This is a genomic window from Mycobacterium simiae, assembly GCF_010727605.1.
Taxonomy (GTDB): domain Bacteria; phylum Actinomycetota; class Actinomycetes; order Mycobacteriales; family Mycobacteriaceae; genus Mycobacterium; species Mycobacterium simiae.
In genome coordinates this window covers 5,742,036-5,758,419 of sequence record NZ_AP022568.1, presented here as the reverse complement: position 1 = coordinate 5,758,419, position 16,384 = coordinate 5,742,036, and the positions used below count along the sequence as shown (strand labels likewise).

Genomic DNA, 16,384 nt, shown 5'->3' with positions numbered 1-16,384 from the left:
GCCGGCCATGACGGCCAGAATCGCCCCCATGAAGATGTCAGGGCTGCTTACTCGGAACGCTTCCCGGCCGGGCCTCACCGGCACCGCGCGGGTAGACCGGAACATCGACCGCTTGCTGCGCCGGGTCTGCCCCGGTGACATCGTGGTGCTCGACGTCTTGGATCTGGATCGCATCACGGCGGAAGCGCTGGTGGAAGCCGACATCGCCGCCGTCGTCAACGCCTCGCCATCGGTGTCGGGCCGCTACCCGAACATGGGGCCGGAGGTGTTGGTCAACAACGGTGTGGTGCTGATCGACGAGACCGGACCCGACATCTTCAAGAAGGTCAAGGACGGCTCCAAGATTCGCCTCTACGAGGGCGGGATCTACGCCGGTGACCGTCGGCTGAGCCGCGGCACTGAGCGCACCGACCACGACATCGCCGATTTGATGCGCGAAGCCAAGAGCGGCCTGGCCGCACACCTGGAGGCGTTCGCGGGTAACACGATTGAGTTCATCAAGAGCGAGAGCCCGCTACTGATCGACGGTATCGGGATTCCGGACATCGACCTCGACCTGCGCCGCCGGCATGTGGTGATCGTCGCCGACGAGGACAGCGCCGCCGACGATCTGCGTTCACTCAAGCCGTTCATCAAGGAGTACCAGCCGGTGCTCATCGGCGTGGGCAGCGGCGCGGACGTGCTGCGCAAGGCGGGCTACCGTCCGCAGCTCATCGTCGGCGACCCGGAGCAGATCAGCACCGAAGCCCTCAAGTGCGGCGCGCACGTGGTGTTGCCGGCCGACGCCGACGGCCACGCCCCGGGCTTGGAACGCATCCAAGACCTCGGGGTCGGGGCGATGACGTTCCCGGCGGCCGGATCGGCGGTCGATCTGGCCCTGCTGCTGGCCGACCACCACGGCGCGGCGCTGCTCGTGACAGCCGGCCACACCGCCAACATCGAGACGTTCTTCGACCGGACGCGCACCCAGAGCAACCCCTCGACGTTCCTGACCCGGCTGCGCGTCGGGGAGAAGGTGGTCGACGCCAAAGCCGTCGCCACCCTGTACCGCAACCACATCTCGGGGGGCGCTATCGCGCTGCTGGCGCTGACCATGCTCATCGCGGTCATCGTCGCGCTATGGGTGTCACGCACCGACGGTCTGGTGCTGCATTGGATCACCGACTACTGGAACCACTTCTCGCTTTGGATCCAGCACCTGATCACCTAGTCATCGCGGGGAGATGCGCTCATGATCTCGTTACGTCAACATGCCTTCTCGCTGGCCGCAGTCTTCCTCGCGCTGGCCATCGGCGTGGTGCTGGGATCCGGTTTCCTGTCCGACACCCTGCTTTCCAGCCTGCGTGCTGAAAAGCGGGACCTCTACTCGCAGATCAATGGGCTCAACGACGAGAAGAACGTGCTGAACGAAAAGCTCAGCGCCGCAAACAATTTCGATAACCAGATGGTTGGGCGGATTGTGCACGACGCGTTGGCCGGCAAATCGGTCGTCGTCTTCCGGACCCCGGACGCCAAGGACGACGACGTGGCGGCGGTGTCGAAGATGATCGGCCAGGCCGGTGCCACCGTGACGGGCACCGTGTCGTTGACGCAGGAGTTCGTCGACGCCAACTCCGCGGAGAAGCTGCGCACCGTGGTGAACTCGTCGGTGCTCCCGGCGGGCCAGCAGCTGAGCACCAAGCTCGTCGACCAAGGGTCGCAGGCCGGTGACCTGTTGGGCATCTCGCTGCTGATCAACGCCAACCCCGCGGTTCCCCCGGTCGACGACGTGCAGCGCGACACCGTGCTGGCCGCATTGCGCGACACCGGGTTCGTCACCTATCAGCCCAGCGATCACATGGCAGCGGCGAACGCCGCCCTGATCGTCACCGGCGGGTCGCTGCCTCAGGACGCCGGCAACCAGGGCGCCAGCGTGGCGCGCTTCTCGGCGGCGCTGGCGCCACACGGCTCGGGCACGCTGCTGGCGGGGCGCGACGGATCGGCGACCGGCGGCGCGGCCGTCGCGGTCGCCCGCGCCGATGCCGGGATCAATTCCGCGATCAGCACCGTCGACGACGTCGACGTGGCGCCCGGGCGCATTACGGCCGTGCTCGGCCTGCATGACCTGCTCAATGGCGGGCATGTCGGGCAGTACGGCACCGGACATGGCGCCTCCTCGCTCACCGTGGCGCAATAGCGGTTCGCAGTAACTCCCGAGTAACCCCTGCGGCCACCGGGCGTGTTCACCGCGGCGCGGTGTTGTGGGTGTTAGGGTGGGTTTCCGTGGGTCGGCAGGCCCAATTCGTTAATAGCAACACAACTCGACGCCCTGCCCGTCTTCACGGAGGCCGCCTGTGCGCAAGCACCCGCAAACCGCCACCAAGCACCTCTTCGTCAGCGGTGGGGTCGCTTCCTCCCTCGGCAAGGGACTGACCGCCAGTAGCCTCGGTCAGCTGTTGACCGCCCGCGGGTTGCACGTGACGATGCAGAAGCTCGATCCGTATCTGAATGTGGATCCGGGCACCATGAATCCCTTCCAGCATGGTGAGGTTTTCGTCACCGAGGACGGTGCCGAGACCGACCTCGACGTGGGCCACTACGAACGGTTTCTGGACCGCGACTTGTCGGGTTCGGCGAATGTCACTACCGGCCAAGTGTATTCGACCGTGATCGCCAAGGAGCGGCGCGGCGAATACCTCGGCGACACCGTTCAGGTCATCCCGCACATCACCGACGAGATCAAGAGCCGGATCTTGGCGATGGCCCAGCCCGACCCGGACGGTCACCGCCCGGACGTCGTCATCACCGAGATCGGCGGAACGGTCGGCGACATCGAATCGCAGCCCTTCCTGGAGGCGGCCCGCCAGGTGCGTCACGATCTGGGCCGGGAGAACGTCTTTTTCCTGCACGTGTCGCTGGTGCCGTACCTGGCCCCGTCCGGCGAACTCAAGACCAAGCCGACCCAGCACTCCGTGGCGGCACTGCGCAGTATCGGTATTACGCCCGATGCGCTGATCCTGCGCTGCGACCGCGACGTGCCCGAAGCGCTGAAGAACAAGATCGCGCTGATGTGCGACGTCGACATCGACGGGGTTATCTCGACTCCCGATGCGAAGTCGATCTACGACATCCCCAAGGTGCTGCACCGCGAGGAACTGGACGCATACGTGGTGCGCCGCCTCAACCTGCCGTTTCGCGACGTCGACTGGACCGAATGGGACGACCTGCTGCGCCGTGTGCACGAGCCGCACGAAACCGTGCGAATTGCCCTGGTGGGCAAATACGTTGACTTGTCCGACGCCTACCTTTCGGTGACCGAGGCGTTGCGCGCCGGCGGGTTCAAACACCATGCCCGGGTCGAAATGGTGTGGGTGCCCTCCGACGACTGCGAGAGCACCGCCGGAGCGGTCTCGGCGCTGAGCGATGTGCACGGCGTGCTGATCCCCGGCGGATTCGGCATCCGGGGCATCGAGGGCAAGATCGGCGCCATCCGGCATGCTCGGGCGCGCGGGTTGCCGGTGCTCGGCCTGTGCCTGGGGCTGCAATGCATCGTGATCGAAGCCGCCCGGTCGGTTGGTATCACCCAGGCCAACTCCGCGGAGTTCGAGCCGGGCACGCCGGATCCCGTGATCTCCACGATGGCCGATCAGGAACAGATCGTGGCCGGCGAGGCGGACCTCGGCGGCACCATGCGATTGGGCGCCTATCCTGCGGTGCTCGAGCCGGATTCGATTGTGGCGCAGGCTTATGGAACCACGCAGGTGTCCGAGCGGCACCGGCATCGCTACGAGGTGAACAACGCCTACCGGGACCGCATCGCGGAAAGCGGCTTGCGGTTCTCCGGGACCTCCCCGGATGGTCACCTGGTGGAGTTCGTCGAATATCCGTCGGAGGTCCACCCGTTCGTCGTCGGTACCCAGGCGCACCCCGAACTGAAGAGCCGGCCCACCCGGCCGCACCCACTGTTCGTGGCTTTCGTCGGCGCGGCCATCGACTACAAGAAGGGTGAGCTGCTTCCGGTGGAAATCCCCGAGCACTCGTCCAACGGCAACCAGCATCGAGACAGTGCCGAGCGGTCGATCCCCGAACCCGCCACCCGTGGCTGACCACGTTTTCGAGACGGAATCATCCGAAACGCTCTACACCGGAGCAATTTTCGCGCTGCGCCGGGACCAGGTGCGCATGCCCGGCGGTAACGTCGCCGCACGCGAAGTCATCGAGCACTATGGTGCGGTGGCCGTCGTGGCGATGAATGACGAGCAGCAGGTCGCATTGGTCTACCAGTATCGGCACACGTTCGGGCGGCGCCTGTGGGAGTTGCCCGCGGGACTGCTGGACATCGCGGGGGAGGCGCCGCACCTTTCGGCGGCGCGCGAACTCGAGGAGGAAGTCGGCCTGCGGGCCGACACCTGGCACGTACTCGTCGACCTCAGCACCGCGCCCGGCTACAGCGACGAATCGGTGCGGGTCTACCTGGCGACCGGGCTCGCCGAGGTCGGCCGGCCCGAGGCGCACGACGAGGAAGCCGATATGACGATGCGCTGGGTGCCCCTCGACGAGGCAGCTCGCTTGGTCCTGGGCGGTGAGATCGTGAATTCTATTGCCGCAGCTGGTATTTTGGCCGCCCACGCTGTCTCGGCGGGTTTGGCAGCGGCGCGCCCGGTGGACGACCCGTGGCCCGACAAACCTGCGGCATTCGCCGCCCGTAAGGCCGCGCGATGACGACCGCGCTCACCCTCGAAACCCAACTGCAGGGCTACCTCGACCATCTGACGATCGAGCGAGGGGTGGCGGCCAACACGCTCAGCTCCTACCGGCGCGATTTGCGCCGGTATTCAAAACACCTGTCCGACCGGGGGATTCACGATCTGGCCAAGGTCGGCGAAGACGACGTCAGCGAGTTTCTGGTGGCCTTGCGCCGCGGCGACCCGGAATCCGGGGCCGCGGGTTTGTCCGCGGTGTCGGCGGCGCGGGCGTTGATCGCGGTGCGCGGCCTGCATCGGTTCGCCGCGGCCGAGGGCCTGGCCGAGCTCGACGTGGCGCGCTCCGTGCGGCCGCCGACGCCGGGCCGGCGGCTGCCCAAGAGCCTGAGCATTGACGAGGTGCTGGCGCTACTGGAGGGCGCCGGCGGGGACAGCCCGTCGGATGGTCCGCTGACGCTGCGGAACCGGGCGCTGCTGGAGTTGCTGTACTCCACGGGGGCGCGCATCTCCGAGGCCGTTGGGCTCGATGTCGACGACGTCGACACCCAGGCCAGGTCGGTGTTGTTGCGCGGCAAGGGCGGTAAGCAGCGGCTGGTTCCGATCGGGCGTCCGGCGGTGCAGGCGCTGGATGCCTACCTGGTACGCGGGCGGCCGGATCTGGCGCGCCGGGGCCGCGGTACGGCGGCCATTTTCCTCAACGCCCGGGGCGGACGGTTGTCCCGGCAGAGCGCGTGGCAGGTGTTGCAGGACGCGGCCGAGCGGGCCGGAATCACCTCCGGGGTGTCGCCGCACATGCTGCGGCACTCCTTTGCCACCCATCTGCTCGAGGGCGGCGCGGACGTGCGCGTCGTGCAGGAGTTGCTCGGGCATGCTTCGGTGACGACCACGCAGATCTACACCCTGGTGACGGTGCATGCGCTGCGCGAGGTGTGGGCCGGCGCCCACCCGCGCGCCCAGTAGCGTGTCGTGCGAAGTCGATCGCGCGTTCAGCCCAGGTAGGACGACTCCAGCACCAGATCCGACACCAGGGACTGGTATTCCAGGTGGGTCTTGTGCTCGACGGTATTCCAGTGCTTGCCCTGCTCGCGGCGCATGTACTCGCGGTACTTCGGGGCACCGGGCACCCGGACGTTGTCGGCCACCACGACCGAACCCGGGTGCAGCCAGCCCCGGTCCATGATGCTTTCTAGGTCGTTCAGGTAGGCGTCCTTGTCGTGATCAAGGAAGACGAAATCGAGTGTGCCAGAGCTGAATCCGTGCTCTTGGGCCAGCGTGTCCAGGGTCCTCCCGCCGTCGCCGATGGTGCCGACGACGCATGTCACCCGGTCGGCGACGCCGGCGTGTGCCCAGATCCGACGGGCATTGGCGGCGTTGGCCTCGGCGAGTTCGACGGAGTACACCCGCGCGGTGGGGGCCGCTCGGGTGATACGCAGCGCGCCGTATCCGCAGTAGGTGCCCAACTCCAGCGCCAGGGCAGGGTTGGCCCGTTGCACGGCGGCGTCGAGCAGCAGGCCCTTCTCGTCGCCGACGTTGATCAGCAAGGACTTTTCATAGGCGAACTTGTCGATGGTGGCGAGCACATCGTCAACGTCACCGGCGCGAGCATTGCCAAGGACGTAGTCGACCGCCGCGGCTTCGCGTCCGTCGCCGATCTGACCGGTAGTGGTGATGTTGCGGTTCCCGACGGCCATCCGCCAGACCGACCATCGCAGCAGGGGCAGCCGTCGTTTGAGGTCCATAGCCACCCACGATAGACCCGCCCGAATGGTGCTGGTGTGACTGAAGTTAACCATGAATGCTGTCGCGAGCTTTAGCAGCGACTTCTGCACATATTCCCTGGTTATGTCGTCTGCGGGTCGCCCGGTTTACGGGCGCAAAGCCGTTAGACTTTCGGCGATGTTCACCTCCGCCACACCCCGGGCATGACCGACCAGCCTGACGGCAGCGTCGAGATCGGTCTCACTGGGCGCCCACCCCGGGCGATCCCGGAGCCCGAGCCGCGCACGGCACACGGCCCGGCAAAAGTGGTGGCGATGTGCAACCAGAAGGGCGGTGTCGGCAAGACCACGTCGACGATCAATCTGGGGGCTGCGCTCGCCGAGTACGGCCGCCGGGTGCTGCTGGTGGATATGGACCCACAGGGCGCGCTGTCCGCGGGCCTCGGTGTTCCGCACTACGACCTGGAAAAGACCATTCACAACGTCCTGGTCGAGCCGCGGGTGTCGATCGACGACGTGCTGCTGTCCACTCGGGTCAAGTACCTGGATCTGGTGCCCAGCAACATCGACCTGTCGGCCGCCGAGATCCAACTGGTCAACGAGGTCGGCCGAGAGCAAACCCTAGGCCGGGCGTTGCACCCGGTATTGGACCGCTACGACTACGTCTTGATCGACTGCCAGCCGTCCCTGGGCCTGCTCACCGTCAACGGATTGGCCTGCGCGGATGGCGTGGTCATCCCGACCGAATGCGAGTTCTTCTCGTTGCGCGGCCTGGCGCTGCTAACCGACACCGTCGACAAGGTGCGCGACCGGCTCAACCCCAAGCTCGAGATCAGCGGCATCCTGCTGACCCGGTACGACCCTCGCACCGTCAATGCCCGCGAGGTCATGAGCCGGGTGGTGGAGCGGTTCGGTGACCTGGTATTCGACACCGTGATCACCCGTACCGTGCGGTTCCCGGAGACCAGCGTGGCCGGTGAGCCGATCACTACCTGGGCGCCGAAGTCGACGGGCGCCATCGCCTATCGAGCCCTGGCCCGCGAGTTCATCGACCGATTCGGCGCGTGACCGACACGGCGAATGGTGAGGCGCCACAGCAGAACGGCTTTCAAGTCCGCCTGACCAACTTCGAGGGGCCGTTCGACCTGCTGTTGCAGCTGATTTTCGCGCATCGACTCGACGTGACCGAGGTGGCGCTGCATCAGGTCACTGACGATTTCATCGCGTACACGCGTGAGATCGGTGCGCAGCTGGACCTGGAGGAGACCACCGCGTTTCTGGTGGTGGCCGCGACCCTGTTGGACCTCAAGGCGGCGCGGTTGCTGCCGGCCGGACAGGTCGACGACGAAGAGGATTTGGCGCTGCTCGAGGTGCGCGACCTGCTATTTGCCCGGTTACTGCAATACCGCGCGTTCAAGCACGTCGCGGAGATGTTCGCTGAGTTGGAGGCCGCCGCCCTGCGCAGTTACCCGCGGGCGGTCTCGCTCGAGGAGCGGTTCACCCAACTGCTGCCGGAGGTGATGCTCGGTGTCGACGCCGAGCGATTCGCCCAGATCGCCGCGGTCGCCTTCACACCGCGGCCGGTGCCGACGGTGTCCACGGGTCATCTGCACGAGCTGCAGGTTTCGGTGCCTGAGCAAGCCCGGCAATTGTTATCGATGCTCGAGGCACGGGGCAGCGGGCAGTGGGCGACGTTTTCCGAGCTGGTGGCCGACTGCGAGAAGCCGATGGAGGTCGTGGGACGGTTCCTGGCGCTGCTCGAACTGTATCGGTCTCGGGCGGTAGCATTCGACCAGTCGGAGCCGCTTGGTGTGCTCCAGATCGCGTGGACCGGCGAGCGTCCGACCACCGAAGCCCTGGCAGAAGTGCGGGACGAATGATGAGCACCGCCGGCGACGATGCAGAGCGCAGCGATGAGGAGGAGCGGCGCTTGGACACCGCCGGCGACGATGCAGAGCGCAGCGATGAGGAGGAGCGGCGCTTGGACACCGCCGGCGACGATGCAGAGCGCAGCGATGAGGAGGAGCGGCGCTTGGACACCGCCGGCGACGATGCAGAGCGCAGCGATGAGGAGGAGCGGCGCTTGAGCACCGCAGACGAAGCCACCGACGTTGATTTCGTGAACCCAGACGAAGCTGACGTCGATCTCGATATCGGGATCCCCGACATCGCTGAAGCGGCGCCGATGGATCCCGAGGAACTCGAATCTGTGTTGGAAGCGCTGCTGTTGGTGGTCGACACGCCGGTCAGCGACGAGGCGCTGGCCGCGGTCACCCAGCAACCCGTCTACCGGATCGCCGCCAAACTGCAGGCGATGTCGGAGCAACTGGCCGAACGCGACAGCGGCATCGACCTGCGCAAGACCGGCGAGGGTTGGCGGATGTACACCCGCGCCCGATTCGCGCCGTATGTCGAGAAACTCCTGTTGGACGGGGCGCGCTCGAAATTGACCCGGGCCGCGCTGGAAACGTTGGCCGTGGTGGCCTACCGCCAGCCGGTGACCCGCGCGCGGGTCAGCGCGGTGCGTGGTGTCAACGTCGATGCCGTCATGCGCACCCTGCTGGCGCGGGGCCTCATCACCGAGGCTGGCGTCGACGAGGACAGCGGTGCGGCCACCTTCGCCACCACCGAGTTGTTTTTGGAGCGTTTGGGATTGACGTCGTTGGCCGACCTGCCGGACATCGCACCGCTGCTGCCCGACGTGGACACGATCGAGGACTTAAGCGAATCCCTGGACAGTGAGCCACGTTTCATCAAACTCGCCGGCGGTGCGACGCCCGAGCAGTCGCTGACCTTCGATGTGGACCAGGATTGATGGTCGAAGATCAAGGCATCCGGCTGCAAAAAGTGTTGTCCCAGGCCGGAATCGCGTCGCGCAGGTCCGCCGAGAAGTTGATCCTCGACGGCCGTGTGGAGGTGGACGGGCGGGTCGTGACCGAGCTGGGCACGCGGGTCGACCCCGACGCCTCGGTGATCCGCGTCGACGGCGCCCGTATCGTCGTCGACGATTCACAGGTATATCTCGCGCTGAACAAGCCGCGCGGGATGCATTCCACGATGTCCGACGATCGCGGCCGGCCGTGCATTGGTGATCTGATCGAGCGCAAGGTGCGGGGCAACAAGAAGCTTTTCCACGTGGGCCGGCTAGATGCTGACACCGAGGGACTGATCCTGCTGACCAACGACGGCGAGCTAGCGCACCGACTGATGCATCCGTCGCACGAAGTGCCGAAAACCTATCTGGCCACCGTCACTGGGACAGTGCCCCGGGGGGTGGGCAAGAAGCTGCGGGCCGGTATCGACCTCGAGGATGGTCCCGCGCGCGTCGACGACTTCGCGGTCGTGGATGCGATACCAGGAAAGACGTTGGTGCGCTTGACATTACATGAAGGACGTAATCGCATTGTGCGCCGCATGCTGGCGGCGGTGGGTTTCCCGGTGGAGGCGCTGGTCCGTACCGATATCGGTTCGGTATCGCTGGGCAAGCAGCGGCCCGGCAGCATTCGCGCATTACGCCAGGACGAAGTGGGGCAGCTGTACAAAGCGGTGGGACTGTGAGCAGCGGTGTCGCGGTGGCGATCGACGGTCCCGCGGGGACCGGAAAGTCATCGGTGTCAAAAGGTTTGGCGCAGGCGCTGCGAGCCCGCTACCTCGATACCGGGGGCATGTACCGGACGGTGACGTTGGCGGTCTTACGCGCCGGGGTTGACCCCGCTGATGCCGACTCGGTCGCCCGGGTCGCGGAGACGGTGCAGATGTCGGTGGATCACCATCCCGGCGGCGATAATTATTTCCTTGATGGAGAGGATGTTTCGGCCGAGATCCGCGGCGATCGGGTGACCGGCGCGGTGTCGGCGGTGTCGGCGGTTCCCGCCGTGCGCACCCGCCTGGTCGCGCTGCAACGGGAGATGGCGCAAGGCCCGGACACTGTCGTCGTTGAGGGTCGCGATATCGGAACCGTGGTTTTGCCCGACGCGCCGGTGAAGATCTATTTGACCGCGTCGGCCGAAACCCGCGCGCGGCGCCGCAACGACCAAAACGTGGCGGCGGGCCTCGCCGACGATTACGTCGGCGTGCTGGCCGACGTGCGCCGCCGCGATCACCTGGATTCCACCCGGGCGGTATCGCCGCTGCGGCCGGCGACCGACGCGGTGATCGTAGACACCAGCGACATGACCGAGGCCGAGGTCATCGACCATCTGCTGGAGTTGGTCAGACAACGAAGCGAGGCAGTGCGGTGACGCAGGACGGCACCTGGTCCGACGAAAGCGACTGGGACTCAGTCGGTTTTGACTCCGAGGACTTTGAAGAGCTCGGCCCGGCGCCGGTGGTGGCGATTGTCGGCCGGCCGAACGTGGGCAAATCGACGCTGGTCAACCGGGTCTTGGGGCGCCGCGAAGCGGTGGTTCAGGACGTTCCGGGGGTGACCCGCGATCGAGTTTCCTACGACGCGCTGTGGACGGGCCGGCGGTTTGTCGTGCAAGACACCGGAGGCTGGGAGCCCGACGCCAAGGGCCTGCAACAGTTGGTGGCCGAGCAGGCGTCGGTGGCGATGCGAACCGCCGACGCGATCATTCTGGTCGTCGACGCCACGGTTGGGGCTACCGCCGCCGACGAGGCCGCCGCCCGAATACTGCTGCGGTCGGGCAAGCCGGTTTTCTTGGCGGCCAACAAGGTTGACAGCGAGAAGGTCGAGTCGGACGCGGCGGCGTTGTGGTCGCTGGGTCTCGGCGAACCGCATGCGGTCAGCGCGATGCATGGGCGCGGTGTGGCGGACCTGCTCGACGAGGTGCTGGCGTCGCTGCCCGAGGTCTCCGAAGCGGCACCGGCGCCCGGCGGTCCACGGCGGGTTGCCCTGGTCGGCAAGCCCAATGTCGGCAAGAGCTCGCTGCTGAACAAGCTGGCCGGTGATCAACGCTCGGTGGTGCACGACGTGGCCGGCACCACGGTCGACCCGGTGGACTCGCTGATCGAATTGGGCGGCAAAGTCTGGCGTTTCGTCGACACCGCGGGCTTGCGCCGCAAGGTCGGGCAGGCCAGCGGTCACGAGTTCTATGCCTCGGTACGCACGCATTCGGCCATCGACTCCGCCGAGGTGGTGATCGTGCTGATCGACGCCTCGCAGCCGCTGACCGAGCAGGATCAGCGGGTGCTCTCGATGGTGATCGAGGCGGGACGGGCCCTGGTGCTGGCCTTCAACAAGTGGGATCTTGTCGACGAGGACCGCCGCGAATTGCTCGACCGCGAGATTGATCTCGACCTGGTGCAGCTGCAGTGGGCACCGCGGGTCAACATCTCCGCCAAGACGGGCCGGGCGGTGCAGAAGTTGGTGCCCGCGATGGAAACCTCGCTCGCCTCCTGGGACACGCGGATCCCGACCGGTCCGCTGAACTCCTGGCTCAAGGAGGTCGTCGCGGCCACGCCACCACCGGTGCGCGGAGGTAAGCAGCCCCGCATTCTGTTCGCCACCCAGGCCACCGCGCGACCGCCGACCTTCGTGCTGTTCACCACCGGCTTCCTGGAAGCCGGCTACCGGCGTTTTCTGGAACGGCGGCTGCGCGAGGCGTTCGGTTTCGAGGGCAGCCCGATCCGGATCAACGTGCGGGTCCGCGAGAAGCGATCCGCCAAGCGCCGCTAAGCGTTTCCGGCGTTTCCGGCGTTTCCGGCGTGGAGCGTGCTTTCGCGGCGTTGACGCCGTTGAGTGAGCGTTTTCGCCGTTGAGTGGGAGTTCGCGGCGTTGAGTCTGCCTCCTGGGCGCCAATCGGGCGATTTTCCCGCCGGCTACGCAGACTGAACGCCCACATTGCACGCAGACGGCGCAGCTCAACAGCAATTCCCGCGATACGAGCAGTATCTACTACATAGTGGAAGGGCGCGTTGACATTCGCGCTGACTTGTCCGTAGATTCTCTCGTATAGCGGGGTTATACACCCGCATCATGGGAATCGGAGGACGCGTGGGCTCGGCGCGGTTCAGCGTGCAGGACAAGTCGATCGTGATCACCGGCGCGACCGGCGCCTTGGGCAGCGCGGCGACCCGAGCGCTGGCCGACGAAGGGGCGCGGCTGACCCTGGCCGGCGGCAATACCGATCGCCTGGCCGACCTCGTCGACGAGACGGGTCGTCGCGATGTGGCGGTGGTGACCCGCCGTCCCGAGACCCCGGCCGATGCCCAGGCCATTGTGGAGGCCGCCGTGGCGCAGCACGGCAGGCTCGACGGCGTCCTGGTCGCCTCGGGCATGAATCACGTCGCGCCGATCACCGAGATGGCCGTCGAGGACTTCGACGCCGTGATGAAGGCGAACGCGCGCGGCGCCTGGCTGATCTGTCAGGCGGCCGGTCGGGTGCTGCTGCGCCAGCGCGAGGGTGGCAGCGTCGTACTGGTGTCCTCGGTACGGGGCACCCTCGGGCATCCGGCCGGCTACAGCGCGTACTGCCCGTCGAAGGCGGCAACCGATCTGTTGGCCAAATCTCTGGCCGCCGAGTGGGGGCGGCACGGGATCCGGGTGAATACTTTGGCGCCCACAGTGTTCCGCTCCCAGCTGACCGAGTGGATGTACGCCGACGACGGCAAGGGACGCGAAGCCCGTGAGGCGATGTTTGCCCGAATCCCATTGCGCCGCTTCGCGGAGCCGGAAGACTTCGTCGGCGCGCTGATCTATCTACTCAGCGATGCGTCGAGTTTCTTCACCGGACAGGTGATGTACCTGGACGGCGGCTACACCGCATGCTGACGAACCGGAGGGACCCGTCATGACCGTCACCTGGCCGCTGGGCGAAGCCGAGTCGAGGCTGGAGTTCTACGACCTCTCGCACCCGTGGGGGCACGGCGTGCCGGCCTGGCCGTACTTCGAGGACGTCAAGATCGAACGCCTGCACACCATGGCCAGAAGCCGCGTTCTGACCCAGAAGGTCACCACCGTAATGCATTCCGGCACGCACATCGATGCGCCCGGGCACGTGATCGAAGGCACGCCGCTGCTGCACGAGATTCCGCTCAGCGCATTCTTCGGCACCGGTGTGGTGGTGTCGATCCCCAAGCAGAAGTGGGAGGTCGTCACCGCCGAGGATCTGGAGAACGCCACGCCGCAGATCCGGCCCGGCGACATCGTCATCGTCAACACCGGCTGGCACCACAAGTACGCCGACAGCGCGGAGTACTACGCCTACGCGCCGGGCTTCTACAAGGAGGCCGGCGAATGGTTCGCGGCCAGGGGCGTCAAGGCGGTCGGCACCGACACCCAGGCGCTCGACCACCCGCTGGCCACCGCGATCGCCCCGCACGGCCCAGCCGAACGCACCGGTGGTCTATTGCCCTGGGCGGTCAAGGAATACGAGGAGCAGACCGGGCACCACGTGCTCGACGACTTCCCGGAGTGGGAGCCGTGCCACCGCGCGATCCTGTCCAAGGGCATCTACGGATTCGAGAACGTGGGCGGCGAGCTGGACAAGGTCACCGGTAAGCGCGTCACCTTCGCCGCATTCCCGTGGCGCTGGGTCGGCGGCGACGGCGGCATCGTGCGGTTGGTGGCAATCGTCGATCCGACCGGTAGTTACCGTCTCGAAACGGGGGCGGCGTGATGAGCGTCGTCGCGGACGACGCCCGCAGCGGCGGAATCCAGGTCATCGCCCGCGCGGCCGAGATGCTGCGGCTGTTGCAGGCGCATCCCAGTGGGCTGAGCCAGGCCGAGATCGGGGAGCGGCTGGGTATGGCGCGGTCGACGGTCAGCCGCATCCTCAGCGCGTTGGACGACGAAGGCCTGGTGGCATCACGCGCGGTGCGGGGTCGCTATCGGCTCGGTCCGGAGATTGCCCGGATGGCCAGCACCGTCCGGCGAGGGGTGGTGGTCGATGTGCACCCGTTCCTGGAGGAGCTGTGCCGGGAGCTGGAGGAGACGGTCGACCTGTCGGTCCTGGACGGGGATCGCGCGACGTTTGTCGACCAGGTCGTCTCGCCGCACCGATTGCGAGCGATCAGCGCGATCGGCGAGTCGTTCCCGCTGCACTGCTGTGCCAACGGCAAGGCGCTGCTGGCCAGCCTGTCGCCCGCGGAGCGGGGCCACGCCCTGCCTAGCCGGCTCGCCAAGCTCACCGCCAACACCATCACGACGCCCGCGGCGTTGCGTAAGGAGCTGGACCGCATCGCAGCCGAGGGCATTGCCTACGACCGCGAAGAGCAGAGCGAGGGTATCTGCGCGGTGGGCGCGGTACTGACCGGCGTGAGCGCGGAGAAAGTGGCGGTCAGCGTGCCGGTTCCCGCGCAGCGGTTCTACCGTCGCGAAGCGAAGCTCGCCGCGGCGTTGCGGACGTGGATCGCGACCGTCGAGGCCTGGTTCCGAGAGACACGCAGCTCAGCGAGCCACTGACGGCTCCGCGGTCTGGCTGCGGTAGGCTTTCGACCTGCTGCCGGTGGACCCATCGGCGCACGGGCTGTGGCGCAGTTTGGTAGCGCACTTGACTGGGGGTCAAGTGGTCGCAGGTTCAAATCCTGTCAGCCCGACCAGGATGATTCCTGTTCAGAGGCGATTTTCGGCAGATTGGAAGCCGCCTCGATTGCGCTCAAATAGGTCTGGATAGCAACGCGGATAGCAACACGGCATCTAAAACTGACGGACATCGTTGACAGTCCGGGTCTCCGATCATTAGGAGACCTGCATGAGCGAAGCGCTGCTGCCCCGAGAAGGCCGTCGCCGGCTGGCGATCATCCAGCACGCCGAGGAAGTGACCGGCAACGTAGCGATGACGTGCCGTTACTACGGGATTAGTCGGCCGACCTTCTACACCTGGTTGCGGCGCTACCGCGAGCTAGGCATCGAGGGGTTGCGGGATCTGTCCCGGCGACCGCGCCATAGCCCCAACGCCACCCATGTCGACGTCGTCGGCAAGATCCTCTACCTGCGCCAGCACTACCATTTCGGGCCGGGCAAGATCGCGATGTACCTCAAGCGCTACCACGACGTCGAGGTATCCCAGTCCGGCGTCTGGCGCATCCTCAAGCGCCTGGACCTCAACCGCCTGCCGGCCTCGCAGCGCTACAAACGGCTCGACAAACGATGGCAACGCTACGAAAAGCAGCTCCCCGGCCACCAGGTCCAAATCGACGTCAAATTCGTTGAGCCACTGAAGACCGCGGCCAGGCCCGCCACCGGCCGACGCACCAAGTACTACCAATTCACTGCCATCGACGACTGCACCCGGCTACGGGTATTGCGTATCTACCCACGCTGCGACCAGAAAACCGCGATCCAATTCGTTGACTACGTACTCGAGCGCCTGCCCTTCCCCGTGCAGGTCGTCCAGACCGACAACGGCGCCGAATTCCAATCCGCCTTCCACTACCACGTTCTCGACAAAGGGATTGGCCACCGCTACATCAAACCTCGCACGCCACGGCTCAACGGCAAAGTGGAGCGCTCCCACCGCATCGACGCCGAAGAGTTCTACGCCCTGCTCGACGGCGTCGTCATCGACGACGCCAAAGTCTTCAACAACAAACTCAGGGAATGGGAGGACTACTACAACTACCATCGCCCTCACGGCGGCCTCGGCGGCCAAACACCCTACGAACGACTACGCCAGAAAACCCAGACCCGGCCGTAACCGATGACCGTCAGTCGCACACGCGCAATGTTCTGATTGACGTCGAACTGGGCCGACGGGGTCTGCTCTACGAGAGGCTTTTCGACCTCGCCGAGGCGTTGCAAGTGCCTGCAGCACAGCTCCTAGGTGGCCCTGTCTGAGTCGGCACGCAGAGCCTCGTTCTTCACTCGAATCCGCCAGGCGGCACAAACTGCGCTAACTCCGGGTGCTCTTGCAGTAGTTCAATCGCTGCCAGCGCCTGGGCCAGATCGGCTTCGAGCTGCGGCAGTCGCTGAAAAACTAGTTCCATCGGTGGCCAGAGAGGCATCTCAGGGTCCTGCATTGCCAATCGCCGTTCGACGATCAATGCCTCGATCTGAAATCGAGCCACGGTCTTCGTCATTGC

At 66.2% G+C, this 16,384-nt stretch carries 17 protein-coding genes, 1 tRNA gene and 1 pseudogene; 17 read left to right on the top strand and 2 right to left on the bottom strand.

Features of this window, described 5'->3' with window-relative positions; all coding sequences use genetic code 11:
- Nucleotides 1–28 precede the first annotated feature (28 nt).
- From steA to xerD, 5 genes are all read left to right on the top strand, one after another.
- Nucleotides 29–1,210 (top strand): putative cytokinetic ring protein SteA, encoded by a 1,182-nt coding sequence (gene steA / locus G6N33_RS26880; RefSeq protein WP_044505628.1) that lies wholly within the window; start codon nucleotides 29–31, stop codon nucleotides 1,208–1,210.
- A 21-nt stretch (nucleotides 1,211–1,231) separates the two neighbouring features.
- Entirely contained in the window at nucleotides 1,232–2,176 is a 945-nt protein-coding gene (locus G6N33_RS26875; protein WP_044505631.1) for a copper transporter, read from the top strand.
- Nucleotides 2,177–2,333: 157 nt separating this feature from the next.
- Entirely contained in the window at nucleotides 2,334–4,085 is a 1,752-nt protein-coding gene (locus G6N33_RS26870) for a CTP synthase (protein WP_044505633.1), read from the top strand.
- The gene (locus G6N33_RS26865) at nucleotides 4,078–4,701 is read left to right on the top strand and encodes an NUDIX domain-containing protein (protein WP_044505634.1); all 624 of its coding nucleotides are present in this window, start codon (nucleotides 4,078–4,080) and stop codon (nucleotides 4,699–4,701) included. The genes G6N33_RS26870 and G6N33_RS26865 overlap by 8 nt, the downstream gene beginning before the upstream one ends.
- The gene (gene xerD / locus G6N33_RS26860; protein ID WP_044505635.1) at nucleotides 4,698–5,642 is read left to right on the top strand and encodes a site-specific tyrosine recombinase XerD; all 945 of its coding nucleotides are present in this window, start codon (nucleotides 4,698–4,700) and stop codon (nucleotides 5,640–5,642) included. The genes G6N33_RS26865 and xerD overlap by 4 nt, the downstream gene beginning before the upstream one ends.
- A 26-nt stretch (nucleotides 5,643–5,668) precedes the next feature.
- On the opposite strand, the gene G6N33_RS26855 is transcribed toward xerD, so the two are convergent.
- The gene (locus tag G6N33_RS26855) at nucleotides 5,669–6,421 is read right to left on the bottom strand and encodes an O-methyltransferase (RefSeq protein WP_044511698.1); all 753 of its coding nucleotides are present in this window, start codon (nucleotides 6,419–6,421) and stop codon (nucleotides 5,669–5,671) included.
- 183 nt (nucleotides 6,422–6,604) lie between these two features.
- Between G6N33_RS26855 and G6N33_RS26850 the strand changes: the two genes are divergently transcribed.
- The 12 genes and pseudogenes from G6N33_RS26850 (at nucleotide 6,605) to G6N33_RS26795 (ending at nucleotide 15,999) form a co-directional block, all read left to right on the top strand.
- Nucleotides 6,605–7,468 (top strand): ParA family protein, encoded by an 864-nt coding sequence (locus tag G6N33_RS26850; RefSeq protein ID WP_044505636.1) that lies wholly within the window; start codon nucleotides 6,605–6,607, stop codon nucleotides 7,466–7,468.
- Complete coding sequence (locus G6N33_RS26845) at nucleotides 7,465–8,280, top strand: segregation/condensation protein A (RefSeq protein ID WP_061555494.1); 816 nt, start codon at nucleotides 7,465–7,467, stop codon at nucleotides 8,278–8,280. Before G6N33_RS26850 ends, G6N33_RS26845 begins: the two co-directional genes overlap by 4 nt.
- Before the next feature lie 18 nt (nucleotides 8,281–8,298).
- Nucleotides 8,299–8,370 (top strand): annotated as a pseudogene (locus G6N33_RS28065) (hypothetical protein); the annotation flags it as partial.
- A 215-nt stretch (nucleotides 8,371–8,585) separates the two neighbouring features.
- Entirely contained in the window at nucleotides 8,586–9,215 is a 630-nt protein-coding gene (scpB, locus tag G6N33_RS26835; RefSeq protein WP_082811627.1) for an SMC-Scp complex subunit ScpB, read from the top strand.
- Nucleotides 9,215–9,958 (top strand): pseudouridine synthase, encoded by a 744-nt coding sequence (locus tag G6N33_RS26830; protein WP_044505640.1) that lies wholly within the window; start codon nucleotides 9,215–9,217, stop codon nucleotides 9,956–9,958. The genes scpB and G6N33_RS26830 overlap by 1 nt, the downstream gene beginning before the upstream one ends.
- The gene (cmk, locus tag G6N33_RS26825; RefSeq protein WP_044505641.1) at nucleotides 9,955–10,641 is read left to right on the top strand and encodes a (d)CMP kinase; all 687 of its coding nucleotides are present in this window, start codon (nucleotides 9,955–9,957) and stop codon (nucleotides 10,639–10,641) included. The genes G6N33_RS26830 and cmk overlap by 4 nt, the downstream gene beginning before the upstream one ends.
- Complete coding sequence (gene der / locus G6N33_RS26820; RefSeq protein ID WP_044505642.1) at nucleotides 10,638–12,038, top strand: ribosome biogenesis GTPase Der; 1,401 nt, start codon at nucleotides 10,638–10,640, stop codon at nucleotides 12,036–12,038. The genes cmk and der overlap by 4 nt, the downstream gene beginning before the upstream one ends.
- A 300-nt stretch (nucleotides 12,039–12,338) precedes the next feature.
- A complete protein-coding gene (locus G6N33_RS26815; RefSeq protein ID WP_044505644.1) occupies nucleotides 12,339–13,133 on the top strand; it encodes an SDR family NAD(P)-dependent oxidoreductase in 795 nt (264 codons plus the stop codon).
- Nucleotides 13,134–13,152: 19 nt separating this feature from the next.
- Nucleotides 13,153–13,980 carry a cyclase family protein gene (locus G6N33_RS26810; protein WP_044505645.1) on the top strand — a complete coding sequence of 276 codons (828 nt, stop codon included), beginning with the start codon at nucleotides 13,153–13,155 and terminating at the stop codon, nucleotides 13,978–13,980.
- Nucleotides 13,980–14,765, top strand: a complete 786-nt coding sequence (locus G6N33_RS26805; protein ID WP_044505646.1) for an IclR family transcriptional regulator — start codon at nucleotides 13,980–13,982, stop codon at nucleotides 14,763–14,765. The genes G6N33_RS26810 and G6N33_RS26805 overlap by 1 nt, the downstream gene beginning before the upstream one ends.
- Nucleotides 14,766–14,825: 60 nt before the next feature.
- Nucleotides 14,826–14,902: transfer RNA gene (locus tag G6N33_RS26800), tRNA-Pro, on the top strand.
- A gap of 152 nt (nucleotides 14,903–15,054) precedes the next feature.
- On the top strand, nucleotides 15,055–15,999 hold the full coding sequence (locus G6N33_RS26795; RefSeq protein WP_163771743.1) for an IS481 family transposase: 945 nt from the start codon (nucleotides 15,055–15,057) through the stop codon (nucleotides 15,997–15,999).
- A 163-nt stretch (nucleotides 16,000–16,162) separates the two neighbouring features.
- Here the strand turns inward: G6N33_RS26795 and G6N33_RS26790 are convergent, their stop codons facing one another.
- Complete coding sequence (locus tag G6N33_RS26790; RefSeq protein ID WP_044505649.1) at nucleotides 16,163–16,381, bottom strand: hypothetical protein; 219 nt, start codon at nucleotides 16,379–16,381, stop codon at nucleotides 16,163–16,165.
- Nucleotides 16,382–16,384 lie beyond the last annotated feature (3 nt).